We start from the raw sequence: 16,121 nt of genomic DNA on the forward strand, positions 1-16,121 counted from the left end.
TTCAATCAGCCTTATCAGCAGTGCGAACGGTAGGTTTACGGTGACGGGAAACCGGCGCTACGTGGGCCGATCCATTATTCAAGGCGATCATCAGCGCGGGCAGCCAGCGGCCCAGCAGGCTGAACAGATCGCCTGCGCCGACCTGGCGGTTGGCGGTTTTCAGGACACGGCCAAGGCACGCATCGTCGTCCCGAGTGGACGGAGATGCCTTGAGCATGTCACGCAAAGACTGTTCAAACGGATCGTGCATACGCACCTCTCGTGATGTCTGTGAAAGACGCGATCAAATTTGCCCGGGTCACATGGCTCATCAATCACACCCAGCGCAAACGTCGGAATAACCACCACTGACCGAGTGCCACCGACACCATCATCAGGCACGCAATCAGGAAGCCATAAGGGCTGGCGGAGAACGGAATACCCCCGACGTTGATCCCCAAAAGACCGGTCAGAAAACTCATCGGCAAAAAGATCCCGGTGATGATCCCGAAGCGGTACATCGTGCGGTTCATGCGCACGCTCAAACGTCGGTCTTCAGCCTCCAGGACCAGCCCCACCCGCTCCCGGGTCAATTCCAGCTCCTCCAGATATCGGGTCAGGCTGTTGTTCAATTCGTTCCAGTAATCGCCGTCATCTTCGACAAACCACGGCAGTTTTATCCGCGTCAGCTGACCGAAAATATCCCGCTGCGGGGCCAGGAAACGTTTCAGCCCGGCCGCCCTGCGACGGATCTGCAAAATGGCGCCGTGTTCGGGTGTATACCGTTCGTCGGCATCCAGTTTTTCTTCTTCCTCATCGACCACTTCCGAGAGGCAAGTGACCAGATCCTGCACCTTGTTGGTGAGGTACTGAGCCATATAAAGGATGAGTTCGGAGGCGGTTTTCGGTCCCTTGCCTTCCTCGAGCTGCACCAGCAATTCGTCGGTGGCACGCAACGGACGCAAACGCAGGGAAATAACCCGCTGTGCCGCAGCGAAGATGCGTACCGAAACCATATCCTCTGGCTCGGCGCCAGGGTTCAGGTTCACCCCACGCAAAAATAGCAGCAGTTCGCTGTCGGAAAGCTGTAAAAGCCGCGGGCGGGTGTTTTCTTCGAGCAGCAGGTCGCAGCTGAATTCACTCAGGCCGCTGGATTGACGCAACCAGGTCTGGGTTTGCGGGTGACTGCGATCCCAATGCAGCCACAGGCTTTCATGGGCCTGTAGCTGCAATTCGTCGAGTTCAGTCCGGGCTATCGAACGCGCACCGCCTTTTCCATCCAGCACCAGGGCATGCACCAGCCCCCACTGCGCGTTGTCTTCCTCGAACATCCTCACCCCATGCTTGCCACAAAAATTCGCATCGACGCTTTATTCAGGCATCTTCAGCGGGCTTGGCGAGATGATCACGCCGTTGTTGTCCGCATAGATGTAATGGCCTGGATGGAAGGTCACGCCGGCGAAGGTCACCGGAACGTTAATGTCGCCAAGCCCGCGCCTGTCGGACTTTCTCGGGTGGCTCGCGAGGGCCTGCACGCCCAGATCGGTCTGCGCGAGGATATCGACGTCGCGGATGCACCCGTAGATCACCAGCCCTGCCCAACCGTTTTTCGAGGCTTTCTCGGCCAGCATGTCACCCAACAACGCATGACGCAGGGAACCGCCACCATCGACCACCAGCACCTTGCCGTCACCCTGGAGTTCGACTTGCTCTTTAACCCGCGAGTTGTCTTCGAAGCACTTGATGGTCACGATTTCGCCGCCGAAGGAATCACGGCCGCCGAAATTGCTGAACATCGGTTCCAGCACTTGCACCAGTTCTGGGTAGGCGTCGCACAGGTCAGGCGTAACGTAATGGTTCATCGAGAAACTCCTGTAAAGAGGAAGACAATCGAGGATGTCGCAAAGTGACCAAAAAAGCTCAATGCGTCATATCTTAGCCGCAAGCCGATCAGAGCGAAATGCCCTTGTTAGAGCCATGCACTCAAACGGCCGTGGCCAAATCCGGCTTTTCTCCCAGCAACGGCGTCTTCTGATCAGCCAACCAGCGAGCCACCAACGGCCAGACTTCGACCTGCGCGGCTTTGCTCACCAGCATTTCAACATGACCGAAATTATCGGCAAAACCCTGCTCGCGCCCCAGGTTGACGAACTGCTTGTGCTCGGAACCGAGCTGATCGAACAGCTTGCGACACGCCCAGGCCGGGTCTTGGTGGTCGCCAGCCGCGCTCACGGCCAACACCGGCATCTCAACCTCAGCCAAACCGGCCCACCAGTCCTTGTCGGCATCGCCAAAGCGCCCGAACAGGCCGTACCAGCGCATGCTTTCCAGGGCCAGGCCAATCGGCTCGTCCTCCGGGCCGCGCCTGAGCCGTGAACCGGACAACTGGGCAAAACGCTTGAGAATAAAGCGCCCGCTCCACTCCACCGGTGGAATCTTCAACGGCCAATAGGTGCGGCTGACCTGCGTACCGAAAAACGCCGCTGAGGCCACCACTGGCTCGCCGATGTATTGACCACCCAACGCAGCCGCCAGGGTAATGCCGCCCAGGGAGTGACCGATCCAGTGCGGGACCTGGCCACTTTGCTCGCGCACGAATGCACCAATGGCCGGCAGATCGTAACGGGCGTAGTCGGAAACGCGGTTCTTGCGGTAGTTGTGGTTGCGCTGGGACAGACCGTGACCGCGCATTTCCGGAATCCACACATCGAATCCCAGGCGCGTCAGATAGGCGCCCAACCCTAGGCCTTTTGGGGAAAACCAGAACCGGCGATTGGAAAAGCTGCCGTGCAGCAAAATCACCGGAACGCCCCGCGTGTCGGAGCCGTCCGCCATGCCCAGGCGAGTCACTGCCAGCTCGACAGTGCCGTCAGGGCTGTTGCCGGGTTTCAATCGATACACGTCTTCGCTCAGATCGCCGCGCCGCTCGGCGCTGATCAGGGCGACAGGAAATAGGTTGCTGCTGCTTTGCATAATGCTCTTGCACAAAAAAGGGCGGCATCCAGAGGAGCCCGCCCTACTTGAATCTCAAAAACGGCTACCCCTGTAGGAGCACAGCTTGCTGGCGATGGCGATTTTGAAGATGCCATCGCGGGCAAGCCTTGCTCCTACAGGGAGCAGGTCCGTTCACACACCATCAAACGGCGGCTTGGCCTTCAGCCAGGAAGAACCAGGTTTCCAGTACGGAATCGGGGTTCAGCGACACGCTTTCGATGCCCTGCTCCATCAGCCATTTGGCCAGGTCCGGGTGATCCGAAGGACCCTGACCGCAAATGCCGATGTACTTGCCAGCCTTGTTACAGGCCTGGATGGCATTGGCCAGCAGCTTCTTGACCGCCGGATTACGCTCGTCAAACAGGTGAGCGATGATCCCGGAGTCACGGTCCAGGCCCAGGGTCAACTGGGTCAGGTCGTTGGAACCGATCGAGAAACCGTCGAAGAATTCGAGGAATTCTTCAGCGAGGATCGCGTTGGACGGCAGTTCGCACATCATGATGATGCGCAGACCGTTCTCGCCGCGGGCCAGGCCATTTTCGGCCAGCAGATCGATCACTTGGCTCGCTTCGCCCAGGGTACGGACGAACGGCACCATGATTTCAACGTTGGTCAGGCCCATCTCGTTACGCACGCGCTTGAGGGCGCGGCATTCGAGTTCAAAGCAATCGCGGAACGCTTCGCTGATGTAACGCGAAGCACCACGGAAGCCCAGCATCGGGTTTTCTTCTTCCGGCTCGTAGAGCTTGCCGCCAATCAGGTTCGCGTATTCGTTGGACTTGAAGTCCGACAGACGCACGATGACCTTTTTCGGGGTGAACGCTGCAGCCAGGGTGCTGATGCCTTCGACCAGTTTGTCGACGTAGAAGCCAACCGGATCGTCGTAACCGGCGATACGCTTGTCGACGCTGTCCTTGATGTCCTGCGGCAGGCCGTCGTAGTTCAACAGCGCTTTGGGGTGAACACCGATCATGCGGTTGATGATGAATTCCAGACGGGCCAGGCCCACACCGGCGTTCGGCAGTTGCGCGAAGTCGAAGGCGCGGTCCGGGTTGCCGACGTTCATCATGATCTTGAACGGCAGATCAGGCATGGCGTCCACGGAGTTTTTCTTGATGTCGAAGCCCAGTTCGCCTTCGAAGATGTAACCGGTATCGCCTTCCGCGCAGGAAACGGTCACGCCCTGGCCGTCTTTCAACAGCTGGGTGGCGTTGCCGCAACCGACCACGGCCGGAATGCCCAGCTCACGGGCGATGATCGCCGCGTGGCAGGTACGACCGCCACGGTTGGTAACGATGGCGCTGGCGCGCTTCATGACCGGTTCCCAATCCGGGTCGGTCATGTCGGACACCAGTACGTCGCCGGGCTGGACTTTGTCCATCTCGGACACGTCCTTGATGATGCGGACCTTGCCGGCGCCGATGCGCTGGCCGATGGCGCGACCTTCAACCAGCACGGTGCCGGTTTCTTTCAACAGGTAACGTTCCATGACGTTAGCCTGGGTACGGCTCTTCACGGTTTCAGGACGGGCCTGAACGATGTAGAGCTTGCCGTCGTCGCCGTCCTTCGCCCATTCGATGTCCATCGGGCACTTGTAGTGCTTCTCGATGATCATCGCTTGCTTGGCCAGCTCGCTGACTTCGGCATCGGTGAGGCAGAAACGCGCACGATCCGCCTTGTCCACGTCGATGGTCTTGACCGACTTGCCGGCCGTAGCCACTTCGCCGTAGATCATCTTGATCGCTTTGCTGCCCAGGTTACGGCGCAGGATCGCCGGGCGACCCGCTTCCAGCGTTTGTTTGTGGACGTAGAATTCGTCCGGGTTTACCGCGCCTTGTACGACGGTTTCGCCCAGGCCATAGGCGCCGGTGATAAACACTACGTCGCGGAAGCCCGATTCGGTATCGAGGGTGAACATCACGCCGGCGGTGCCGGTTTCGGAGCGGACCATGCGTTGCACGCCGGCCGACAGGGCTACCAGCTTGTGGTCGAAGCCCTGGTGCACGCGGTAGGAAATGGCGCGGTCGTTGAAGAGGGAGGCAAACACCTCTTTGGCGGCGCGAATGACGTTTTCGACACCACGGATGTTCAGGAAAGTTTCCTGCTGACCGGCGAAGGAAGCGTCCGGCAGATCTTCGGCGGTAGCGGAAGAGCGCACGGCCACGGCCATGTCAGGGTTGCCGGCCGACAGCGTGGCGAACGCGGTGCGGATCTCGGCGTTGAGCTTCTCGGGGAATTCGGCTTCCATGATCCATTTGCGGATCTGGGCGCCGGTCTTGGCCAGGGCGTTGACATCGTCGACGTCCAGGGCGTCGAGCGCGGCATGGATCTGATCGTTAAGGCCGCTCAGTTCCAGAAAATCACGATAAGCCTGAGCTGTCGTGGCGAAGCCACCGGGCACCGATACACCGGCACCTGCAAGGTTACTGATCATCTCGCCCAGGGATGCGTTCTTGCCCCCTACGTGCTCTACATCATGGACGCCGAGCTTATCGAGGGAAACTACGTACTCTACCAAGGTGATCTCTCCACTAACTGTGTTGGAAAAGCTCAGAAGCCGGCGGCTCGGGGGAGCCTTTGCCGACTGTATGGCCTGGACCTGGAAAATAAGTGAGAATGCGGGCCACTGGTGGCCAGCAAATCGCGCCTATCATATCCAGAAATCTTCACTAGCTTAAGGCCCAAGGTGCAAATGAAACGATCTGCTTTCTTCATCTCCGATGGCACCGGCATTACAGCCGAAACCCTGGGTCAGAGCCTCTTGGCGCAGTTCGAAAACATTACCTTCAGCAAATTCACGCGGCCGTACATCGACAACGTCGATAAAGCGCGGGCCATGGTACAACAAATCAACAAGGCCGCCGAAACCGACGGCTTTCGGCCGATCATCTTCGACACCATCGTCAATCAGGACATTCGTGAGATCCTCGCAACGTCCAATGGTTTCATGATCGACATTTTCTCGACCTTCCTGGCGCCGCTTGAACAGGAACTGACCGAGCATTCTTCCTACACCGTCGGCAAGTCCCATTCCATTGGCAGCAACACCAATTACATGGAGCGGATCGAGGCGGTGAACTTCGCCCTGGACAACGACGACGGCGCCCGCACGCATTATTACGACAAGGCCGACCTGATCCTAGTGGGCGTGTCGCGTTGTGGTAAGACACCGACGTGCCTGTACATGGCGATGCAATTCGGCATCCGCGCGGCCAACTACCCGCTGACCGAAGATGACATGGAGCGCCTGACCCTGCCGGCCGCCCTGCGCGCCCACCAGCACAAGCTGTTCGGCCTGACCATCGACCCGGACCGCCTCACCGCCATCCGCAACGAGCGCAAACCCAACAGCCGCTATTCGAGCTATGCCCAGTGCGAGTTTGAAGTGCGCGAGGTGGAGAATCTGTTTCGTCGCGAGAACATCCCGCACATCAACTCCACGCATTTTTCGGTGGAAGAGATTTCGGCGAAGATCCTTGTGGAGAAAGGGGTTGAGCGGCGGTTCAAGTAGTTTTGTGGTGCCTGTGAAGGCGCCTTCGCGGGCAAGCCTCGCTCCTACAGGGTTTTGTGTCGATCTCGCGGGCCGCGAACGACACAAAACCCTGTAGGAGCGAGCGGTGCGACGATTCGACTTGCCCGTGAAGAACGATTACACGGTCTCCGTTAATGCCCCCACCAACGCGCTGAACCCCTGCAACAACAACCCATCATCCCCCACCGAATTACACACACTCGCCCGAATAAACTGCGGCACCGCTGCATGCCCCACCGCAAACGCCTCGGCGGTGGCCACCAGGTAGTTATTCTCCTTCAGCTCCGCCGCAATCTGCGACGCGCGCCACGGCTCGGGCACTTCGAGCCAGAAGTGTGGGCTATTCGGGTGGGTTTTGTAGCTGACGTCTTCTAACACGCCACTGACCAACGCCTTGCGGCGACTGATTTCGGCAATTTGCTGCCGCAGCAAGCGTTCGGCGATACCGTTTTCGATCCACGTAGCCGCCAGTTCCATCGACAACGGGCTGGCCATCCAGCACGTCCCGCGCACCGCTGCGCTCAAGCGTCCGATCAACGGCTGTGGTGCGTGCAAATAACCGGTGCGCAAACCAGCCGAAACGGCTTTGCTCAGGCTGCCGATCAGCACCGAGCGCTCCAGGGCAAAGTGGCTCAGGGGCAAGGGCCGTTGTTGCGCTAGTACGGCGTGGGCTTCGTCTTCGATGATCAGCAGGTTGTGCAGGCGACAGACTTCAGCAATCGCCTCACGCCGTGGGACCGACATCACCGCTGCCGTAGGATTCTGGATTGTCGGCGTGCAGTACAACGCGGATACCCGATGATGCTGGCAAACGTCCGACAGCGCATCGGGCAGCAGTCCTTCGTCATCCATGCCGACACCGATCAGTTTTATCCCGAGCATGCGTGCGACGCTGATCAGCCCCGGGTAGGTCAAATGCTCGGTCACCAAGGTGTCGCCGGGTTTGAGCAGCGCCATCAGCACGCAGAGCAAGCCGTGCTGGCCGCCGTTGACGCCAATAACCTGCTCGGCACTTGGCACAAATTCCAGATGCCGCAGCCAGTGAGCGCCTGCTTCACGGTGACGTAACAATCCACAATCGGCCGTATAGCCGCTGAGCCGCTGCAAGGTCTGTGGATCGCTAGCCAAGGTTTGCAGGCTTTGACTGAGGAAGGTGGCTTCCTGCCCTGGAATCGGCTGATTCCGACTCATATCGAAGAACGGCTGAGGCTCGTCGCTGACATTGCGAAAGCCACTGTCCCGCGGCCGTTCCATCCCGCGCTGACGCACATAAGTGCCATCTCCTACACGCGCCACCACCAACCCGACCCGCTCCAACTCGCCATACGCGCGGCTGATGGTGCCGATGGTCACGCCGAGGCTGTCGGCCAACAAGCGATGGGGCGGCAGTTTGCTGCCGGGTTCGATCAAACCTTCGCCAATGCTTTTTTCCAAGGCTTCGGCCAGACGCTTGTACTTCACGCCGCGTCCTTCAGCCAAGCCGCCCCGAAGGATTGACACCGTGGCAATACTTACTTTGACAGTCATTTCCATCCCGAATAGCGTGCTGAAAACAGGTTCAATCAGGGATAGACCTTTTCCGTTATCAGGTCAATTCCGAAGACCCAAGGAGCACGACCATGTCGATTGCCATCAGCACGCCGTCCATCACGGGAAAACCCTGGCTAGCGGGCGTAATCACCAGCACTTTGTTCCTGATCGTGTGCCTGAGTTGGGGCACCACGTGGCTGGGTATCAAGATCGCTGTTGAAAGCGTGCCGCCCCTGACCGCTGCCGGTCTGCGGTTTCTGATCGCCTTTCCACTGTTTTTGAGCTTCGCCCTGCTGCGTCGCGAGCCGCTGCTGTTTCCACGGCAGCGTCGCTGGTTTTTCGTGTTCGTTACGCTGTCGTATTTCAGCCTGCCGTATTACTTGCTCAACTACGGCGAAATGCACGTTTCCTCTGGCCTGACCGCGCTGCTGTTCAGTTGCATGCCGGTGTTCATTCTGATTTTTTCCGCGGTGCTGCTACGGGAGAAAATCTACCCCTCGCAGGTGGTGGGGATCGCCATCGGTTTCGGTAGTCTGTTCATGATTATCCGCAGCCAGGGACTGCACCTGGACCACGCAGAATTCTTCGGGGTACTGGCGATTCTGGCGGCGGCGCTGATGCATGCGCTGTGTTACGTGGTCACCAAAAAACAAGGCGCGGCGATCAGCGTGATCACCTACAACACACTGCCCATCGGCCTGGCCGGGTTGATGCTGTTTGTGGCGGGGTTGGGTTTTGAGGCGCCGGTGTTCGGCAACATTACGGCGCGCTCGTGGGGCGCCCTGCTGTATCTGGGTCTGGTGGCGTCGGTGGGTGGGTTTATCGTTTACTTTTTGCTGCTCAAGCGCCTGAGCCCGATCATTTTGTCGTTCGTGTTTATTATTTTTCCGGTGTTCGCGGTGGTGATTGGTGCGTGGTACGAGGGGCAGAGTATTTCGCGGGAACTGATGCTGTATTCGGCGGTGTTGCTGGCCGGGTTTGCCATTACCAAATTGCCCGTGGAGAAATGGCTCAAACGCTGAGCACATCGCCCCCTCTTCTGTAGGAGCATGGCTTGCCCGCGATGGCGATCTCGAGGACGCCATCGCGGGCAAGCCTTGCTCCTACAGAACGGGGGGGTGTCAGATCACGAACAGGTCGACGAAGCGGTTTACCGGGGTTGCTTCCAGCGCCGCCTGGTCCTTACACAACGCAAAAATCTCGGCACTGCGCTGCCCCGTGAAACGCGTCGCCAGGTTGGCCTTGAACTTGTCTTCCAGCAACGGAATGCCATCGCTGCGACGCCGGCGATGGCCGATTGGGTACTCGACCACCACGTTCTCGGTGCTGGAGCCGTCCTTGAAAAACACCTGGATCGCATTGGCGATGGAGCGTTTGTCGGCCTCCAGGTATTCGCGGGTGAAACGCGGCTCTTCCACGATGACCATTTTCTCGCGCAGCACGTCGATGATCGGGTGCGCGGCGTGGAAGTCGTCTTCGTACTGCTCGGCCACCAGATTGCCAAACGCCAGCGGCACGGCGGTCATGTACTGAATGCAATGGTCACGGTCGGCGGCATTGGCCAATGGGCCGACCTTGGAAATGATGCGGATCGCCGACTCATGGGTGGTGACGACGATCTTGTCGATTTCATGCAGACGATTCCTGACCTGCGGATGCAGGGTGACGGCGGCTTCGCACGCAGTCTGCGCGTGGAATTCGGCAGGGAAGCTGATTTTGAACAGCACGTTTTCCATCACGTAGCTGCCGTATTGCCGGGAGAAACTGAAGGCGCGTTTGTCTTCGGGCTTGAGCGCCAAATCGTTGTTGGTGTGACTGAACAGCACGTCGTAGAAGCCCCACTGCTTGGCCGTCAGTACGCCGGGAATGCCCATTTCGCCACGCATCGCAATGTCCGCCAGACGCACGCCACGGCTGGACGCATCGCCGGCGGCCCAGGATTTACGCGAGCCGGCGTTCGGCGCATGCCGATAAGTACGCAGCGCCTGACCATCGGCGAACGCATGGGACAGCGCCGACAATAGTTGCTCGCGGTTGGCGCCCATGAGTTTGGCGGTGACGGCGGTCGAGGCGACTTTCACCAGCAACACGTGATCGAGGCCTACACGATTGAAGGAGTTTTCCAGTGCGATGACGCCCTGAATCTCATGGGCCATGATCATCGCTTCCAGCACGGCACGAATCGTCAGCGGCGCGTCGCCATTGGCCAGGCGTTTTTGCGACAGGTGATCCGCCACGGCGAGAATCCCGCCGAGGTTATCGGACGGATGACCCCACTCGGCGGCGAGCCAAGTGTCGTTGTAATCGAGCCAGCGCACGATGCAGCCGATGTCCCACGCGGCTTTCACCGGGTCGAGGCGAAAAGAGGTGCCAGGCACACGGGCACCGAACGGGACGACGGTGCCCTCGACAATCGGGCCCAGGTGTTTGGTGCATTCGGGAAAACGCAGGGCCAGCAAACCACAGCCGAGGGTGTCCATCAGGCAGTTGCGGGCGGTGTCGAGTGCTTCTGTGGACTCGATTTTGAAGGTGAGGACGTAGTAGGCAATGTCCTGCAGGACCGTGTCGTAGTCGGGGCGGTTGTTCTGGTCGACGTTGGTGCTCATGTTCGATTCACTCTTGAAGTGTTCGTTGATGGGACCTCGGTTCAGGTAAATCTCAGTCGGTTACTGCTTTCTTATTTTGGAATACGGTCAACGGGTAGGAGCATGGCTTGCCCGCGATAGCGATCTCGAGGACGCCATCGCGGGCAAGCCTTGCTCCTACAGAAACGGGGTGTGGGTTAGAAGGAATCACCCGGCACGCGGACAAACCCTTCCATCAACACCCGCGCACTGCGGCTCATGATGGCTTTGTTCACGGTCCATTCACCGTTCATCTGACTGGCCTCGGCCCCGACGCGCAACGTGCCGGACGGATGCCCGAAGCGCACCGCGTTGCGTTCGATACCGCCCGCCGCCAGGTTCACCAACGTCCCGGAAATCGCCGCCGCGGTGCCGATGGCTACGGCCGCCGTGCCCATCATCGCGTGGTGCAATTTGCCCATGGACAACGCACGCACCAGCAGATCGACATCACCCGCCGCAATCGCCTTGCCGCTCGAAGCAATGTAGTCCGCCGGTTTCGCAACAAAGGCAACCTTGGGCGTGTGCTGCCGCTTGGCCGCTTCGTCCAGGTCCTTGATCAGGCCCATGCGCAACGCGCCGTAAGCGCGGATGGTTTCGAACATCGCCAGGGCTTTCGGGTCGCCGTTGATTGCGCCCTGCAGCTCAGTGCCGGTGTAGCCGAGGTCTTCGGCGTTGATGAAAATCGTCGGGATCCCGGCGTTGATCATGGTCGCCTTGAACGTGCCGATACCCGGCACTTCGAGGTCGTCCACCAGGTTGCCGGTAGGGAACATCGAACCACCGCCGCCCTCTTCTTCCGCCGCTGGGTCCATGAATTCGACCTGCACTTCGGCGGCCGGGAAGGTCACGCCATCGAGTTCGAAATCACCGGTTTCCTGCACTTCACCGTTGGTGATGGGCACGTGGGCGATGATGGTCTTGCCGATGTTGGCTTGCCAGACGCGAACCACCGCCACGCCGTTGTGCGGGATGCGGCTGGCGTCCACCAAACCGTTGCTGATCGCGAACGAACCGACCGCTGCCGACAGGTTGCCGCAGTTACCGCTCCAGTCCACGAATGGCTTGTCGATGGACACCTGACCAAACAGGTAATCCACGTCGTGATCAGCCTTGATGCTTTTCGACAGGATCACGGTTTTGCTGGTGCTGGAGGTCGCGCCGCCCATGCCGTCGATTTGCTTGTCGTACGGGTCGGGGCTGCCGATCACCCGCAGCAATAATGCATCGCGCGCCGGGCCGGGAATCTGTGCCGCTTCGGGCAGGTCTTTCAGGCTGAAGAACACGCCTTTACTGGTGCCGCCGCGCATGTAGGTGGCGGGGATTTTGATTTGGGGTGCGTGAGCCATGGTGCTCCTCAATGGCAAGCAAGGGACTTGAAATCCCCTGCTCGCACGTCGTGATTTAAACGGCGACCGCCGATTCAAGGAAGTCCTGAGCAAAGCGCTGCAACACGCCACCCGCCTCGTAGATCGACACTTCTTCAGCGGTATCGAGACGGCAAGTCACCGGCACTTCGACACGTTCGCCGTTAAGGCGATTGATCACCAGTGTCAGCTGCGCACGCGGGGTGCGGTCGCCGATCACGTCGAAGGTTTCGCTGCCGTCGATGCCCAAGGTGTGACGGTCGGTGCCCGGCAAAAACTCCAGCGGCAACACGCCCATGCCCACCAGGTTGGTGCGGTGAATGCGCTCGAAACCTTCGGCGGCAATCGCTTCCACACCCGCCAGACGCACGCCCTTCGCCGCCCAGTCCCGGGACGAACCCTGACCGTAGTCGGCGCCGGCGATGATGATCAGCGGCTGCTTGCGTTCCATGTAGGTTTCGATGGCTTCCCACATGCGCATCACCTGGCCTTCCGGCTCGACGCGAGCGAGGGAACCCTGCTTGACCTTGCCGTTTTCCTGGACCATTTCGTTGAACAGTTTCGGGTTGGCGAAGGTGGCTCGCTGCGCGGTCAGGTGGTCGCCACGGTGGGTCGCGTAAGAGTTGAAGTCTTCTTCCGGCAAGCCCATTTTCGCCAGGTATTCGCCGGCGGCACTGTAGAGCATGATCGCGTTCGACGGCGACAGGTGATCGGTGGTGATGTTGTCCGGCAGCACGGCCAGCGGGCGCATGCCCTTGAGCGGACGAGCGCCGGCCAACGCGCCTTCCCAGTACGGCGGACGGCGGATGTAGGTGCTCATCTCGCGCCAATCGTACAGCGGCGTGACTTTCGGGCCGGTGTCTTCGTGGATGGCGAACATCGGAATATAGACCTGACGGAATTGCTCCGGCTTCACCGAGGCTTTCACCACCGCGTCGATTTCTTCGTCGCTCGGCCAGATGTCTTTGAGGCGGATTTCCTTGCCGTCGACCACGCCCAGTACATCTTTTTCGATGTCGAAGCGGATGGTCCCGGCGATGGCGTACGCGACCACCAAGGGCGGTGAAGCGAGGAACGCATTCTTGGCGTAGGGGTGAATCCGCCCGTCGAAGTTGCGGTTGCCGGACAACACGGCGGTGGCGTACAGGTCGCGGTCGATAATCTCTTGCTGGATCACCGGGTCCAGCGCACCGGACATGCCGTTGCAGGTGGTGCAGGCAAACGCGACGATGCCGAAACCGAGTTGCTCCAATTCGCTGGTCAGGCCGGCCTCATCGAGGTACAGCGCGACAGTTTTCGAGCCCGGTGCCAGGGACGATTTGACCCACGGCTTGCGGGTCAGCCCGAGCTTGTTGGCATTGCGCGCCAGCAGGCCGGCGGCGATCACGTTGCGCGGGTTGCTGGTATTGGTGCAACTGGTGATGGCGGCGATGATTACCGCGCCGTCCGGCATCTGGCCGGGCACTTCGGTCCATTGGCCGGAGATGCCTTGGGCGGCGAGGTCCGAGGTCGCGACGCGAGCGTGCGGGTTGCTCGGGCCGGCCATGTTGCGCACTACCGTGGACAGGTCGAAGCTCAAGCCGCGCTCGTATTGCGCATTTTTCAGGCTGTCAGCCCACAGGCCGGTGGTCTTGGCGTAGTTCTCGACCAACTGCACCTGCTCATCTTCACGGCCGGTGAGTTTCAGGTAGTCGATGGTTTGCTGATCGATGTAGAACATCGCGGCGGTGGCGCCGTATTCCGGGGCCATGTTGGAAATGGTCGCGCGGTCGCCGAGGGTCAACGCCGAGGCGCCTTCGCCGAAGAACTCCAGCCATGCGCCGACGACTTTCTGTTTACGCAGGAACTCGGTCAGCGCCAGCACCATGTCGGTGGCGGTGATGCCCGGTTGCAGCTTGCCGGTCAGTTCAACGCCGACGCTTTCCGGCAGACGCATCCACGAGGCGCGACCGAGCATCACGCTTTCCGCTTCCAGACCGCCGACACCGATAGCGATCACGCCCAGCGCATCAACGTGCGGGGTGTGGCTGTCGGTACCGACGCAGGTATCCGGGAACGCTACGCCGTCACGCACCTGGATCACCGGAGACATTTTCTCCAGGTTGATCTGGTGCATGATCCCGTTGCCCGGCGGTATCACATCAACGTTTTTGAAGGCTTTTTTGGTCCAGTTGATGAAGTGAAAACGGTCTTCGTTGCGACGGTCTTCGATGGCGCGGTTCTTCTCGAACGCCTCCGGATCGAATCCACCGCGCTCGACTGCCAAGGAGTGGTCGACGATCAATTGCGTCGGCACTACCGGGTTGACTTGTGCCGGGTCGCCACCTTGCAGGGCGATGGCATCGCGCAGGCCGGCGAGGTCCACCAGGGCGGTCTGGCCGAGGATGTCGTGGCATACGACACGGGCCGGGAACCATGGGAAGTCGAGGTCGCGCTTGCGTTCGATGAATTGCTTCAAAGAATCGATGAGCGTGGCCGGGTCACAGCGGCGCACCAGGTTTTCCGCGAGCACGCGGGAGGTGTACGGCAGGGTGTCGTAGGCGCCAGGCTGGATGGCCTCGACCGCCGCGCGGACGTCGAAATAATCCAGATGGCTGCCGGGCAGCGGTTTGCGGAATTCTGTGTTCATCAGGTCAGGACTCGGTCACGGTAAGTGCAAAAGGGAGCACCTGACGCCGGACTTGAATTGAAACCCGCCCCTGTAGGAGCAAAGCTTGCTCGCGATAGCGGTGTACCTGTCGACATCAATGTTGAATGTCAGACCGTCATCGCGAGCAAGCTTTGCTCCTACAAGGTTCTCGGCTCATCCAGTCACCTGCGTCAAGGTTCTCCGGTCAGCGTTGTTCGATTGGCACGAACTTGCGCTGTTCGACGCCGACGTATTCGGCGCTCGGGCGGATGATGCGGTTGTTGGCACGTTGTTCGAACACATGCGCGGCCCAGCCAGTCAGGCGCGAGCAGACGAAAATCGGGGTGAACAACTTGGTCGGGATGCCCATGAAGTGGTACGTCGACGCATGGTAGAAGTCGGCGTTCGGGAACAGTTTTTTCTGTTCCCACATGGTTTTGTCGATGGCTTCGGACACCGGGAACAACACCGTGTCGCCCACTTCGTCCGCGAGTTTTTTCGACCAGCCCTTGATCACCTCGTTGCGCGGATCGTTGTCCTTATAGATCGCGTGACCGAAGCCCATGATCTTGTCTTTGCGCTCGAGCATGCCGAGGGTGCCTTTGATCGCCTCTTCCGGCGACTTGAAGCGCTCGATCATTTCCATCGCCGCTTCGTTGGCGCCGCCGTGCAGCGGACCGCGCAGGGAACCGATGGCGGCGGTGATGCAGGAGAACATGTCCGACAAGGTCGAAGCACAGACACGGGCGGTGAAGGTCGAGGCGTTGAACTCGTGTTCCGCGTAGAGGATCAGCGACACGTTCATCACTTTGACGTGCAGTTCGCTCGGCTTCTTGTCGTGCAGCAAGTGCAGGAAGTGGCCGCCAATCGTCTGTTCGTCGCTCACGCAATGGATGCGTTTGCCGTCGTGGCTGAAGCGATACCAGTAGCACATGATCGCCGGGAACGCGGCCAGCAAGCGGTCGGTGACGTCGTGTTGGGCGCTGAAGTCTTTCTCCGGCTCGATGTTGCCCAGAAACGAACAACCGGTGCGCATCACGTCCATCGGGTGGGCGTCGGCGGGGATACGTTCCAGCACTTCTTTCAGCGCTTGGGGCAGGTCGCGCAGCTTGCTCAGTTTGTCGATGTAAGCAGCAAGTTGCGTTTTGGTCGGCAGTTCGCCGTACAGCAGCAGGTAGGCGACTTCTTCGAACTGCGCGTCAGCCGCCAGTTCGCGAACGTCGTAGCCACGATAGGTCAGGCCGGCGCCCGACTGGCCCACGGTGGACAGTGCGGTTTGCCCGGCAACCTGGCCACGGAGCCCGGCGCCACTGAGTACTTTTGCTTCGGCCATTGCTGTCTCCAGTTTTTCTTGAATTTGTCAGGGAAACTTGTAGGAGCGAAGCTTGCTCGCGAAAGCGGTGTGTCAGACGACATCAATGTTGAATGTCAGTCAGTTTTCGCGAGCAAGCTTTGCTCCTACGGGG

12 protein-coding genes are annotated in these 16,121 nt (G+C 59.8%); 2 read left to right on the top strand and 10 right to left on the bottom strand.

Going from position 1 to position 16,121, the window contains the following annotated elements:
• Position 1: 1 nt before the first annotated feature.
• The 5 genes from BK667_RS26715 to ppsA all read right to left on the bottom strand — a co-directional run bounded on the left by BK667_RS26715 (position 2) and on the right by ppsA (position 5,491).
• The gene (locus BK667_RS26715) at positions 2 to 250 is read right to left on the bottom strand and encodes a hypothetical protein (protein WP_008146303.1); all 249 of its coding nucleotides are present in this window, start codon (positions 248 to 250) and stop codon (positions 2 to 4) included.
• Between the two features lie 64 nt (positions 251 to 314).
• On the bottom strand, positions 315 to 1,310 hold the full coding sequence (gene cmaX / locus BK667_RS26720) for a divalent cation transporter CmaX (RefSeq protein ID WP_123512130.1): 996 nt from the start codon (positions 1,308 to 1,310) through the stop codon (positions 315 to 317).
• 39 nt (positions 1,311 to 1,349) lie between these two features.
• Positions 1,350 to 1,841 (bottom strand): ribonuclease E activity regulator RraA, encoded by a 492-nt coding sequence (rraA, locus tag BK667_RS26725; RefSeq protein WP_123512128.1) that lies wholly within the window; start codon positions 1,839 to 1,841, stop codon positions 1,350 to 1,352.
• A 121-nt stretch (positions 1,842 to 1,962) separates the two neighbouring features.
• Entirely contained in the window at positions 1,963 to 2,952 is a 990-nt protein-coding gene (locus BK667_RS26730) for an alpha/beta fold hydrolase (RefSeq protein ID WP_123512126.1), read from the bottom strand.
• A 163-nt stretch (positions 2,953 to 3,115) separates the two neighbouring features.
• Positions 3,116 to 5,491: a phosphoenolpyruvate synthase gene (gene ppsA, locus BK667_RS26735; RefSeq protein WP_123512124.1), complete on the bottom strand. Its 2,376-nt coding sequence runs from the start codon at positions 5,489 to 5,491 to the stop codon at positions 3,116 to 3,118.
• 174 nt (positions 5,492 to 5,665) lie between these two features.
• On the opposite strand from ppsA, the gene ppsR reads away from it, so the two are divergent.
• Complete coding sequence (gene ppsR / locus BK667_RS26740) at positions 5,666 to 6,484, top strand: posphoenolpyruvate synthetase regulatory kinase/phosphorylase PpsR (protein WP_123403248.1); 819 nt, start codon at positions 5,666 to 5,668, stop codon at positions 6,482 to 6,484.
• Positions 6,485 to 6,622: 138 nt separating this feature from the next.
• Here ppsR and BK667_RS26745 read toward each other — a convergent pair whose 3' ends face one another.
• The gene (locus tag BK667_RS26745; protein ID WP_123599484.1) at positions 6,623 to 8,032 is read right to left on the bottom strand and encodes an aminotransferase-like domain-containing protein; all 1,410 of its coding nucleotides are present in this window, start codon (positions 8,030 to 8,032) and stop codon (positions 6,623 to 6,625) included.
• Between the two features lie 92 nt (positions 8,033 to 8,124).
• Between BK667_RS26745 and BK667_RS26750 the strand changes: the two genes are divergently transcribed.
• Positions 8,125 to 9,057 (top strand): DMT family transporter, encoded by a 933-nt coding sequence (locus BK667_RS26750; RefSeq protein ID WP_123512122.1) that lies wholly within the window; start codon positions 8,125 to 8,127, stop codon positions 9,055 to 9,057.
• 99 nt (positions 9,058 to 9,156) lie between these two features.
• Here the strand turns inward: BK667_RS26750 and prpD are convergent, their stop codons facing one another.
• The 4 genes from prpD to prpC all read right to left on the bottom strand — a co-directional run bounded on the left by prpD (position 9,157) and on the right by prpC (position 15,988).
• The gene (prpD, locus tag BK667_RS26755) at positions 9,157 to 10,641 is read right to left on the bottom strand and encodes a 2-methylcitrate dehydratase (protein ID WP_123599393.1); all 1,485 of its coding nucleotides are present in this window, start codon (positions 10,639 to 10,641) and stop codon (positions 9,157 to 9,159) included.
• 176 nt (positions 10,642 to 10,817) lie between these two features.
• A complete protein-coding gene (gene prpF / locus BK667_RS26760; RefSeq protein ID WP_123599394.1) occupies positions 10,818 to 12,008 on the bottom strand; it encodes a 2-methylaconitate cis-trans isomerase PrpF in 1,191 nt (396 codons plus the stop codon).
• A 55-nt stretch (positions 12,009 to 12,063) separates the two neighbouring features.
• Positions 12,064 to 14,655, bottom strand: a complete 2,592-nt coding sequence (gene acnD / locus BK667_RS26765) for a Fe/S-dependent 2-methylisocitrate dehydratase AcnD (RefSeq protein WP_123599395.1) — start codon at positions 14,653 to 14,655, stop codon at positions 12,064 to 12,066.
• Between the two features lie 205 nt (positions 14,656 to 14,860).
• Positions 14,861 to 15,988, bottom strand: a complete 1,128-nt coding sequence (gene prpC / locus BK667_RS26770) for a bifunctional 2-methylcitrate synthase/citrate synthase (RefSeq protein ID WP_123599396.1) — start codon at positions 15,986 to 15,988, stop codon at positions 14,861 to 14,863.
• Between the last annotated feature and the right edge of the window lie 133 nt (positions 15,989 to 16,121).

It is taken from the genome of Pseudomonas frederiksbergensis, from assembly GCF_003732705.1.
Taxonomy (GTDB): Bacteria; Pseudomonadota; Gammaproteobacteria; order Pseudomonadales; family Pseudomonadaceae; genus Aquipseudomonas; species Aquipseudomonas frederiksbergensis_F.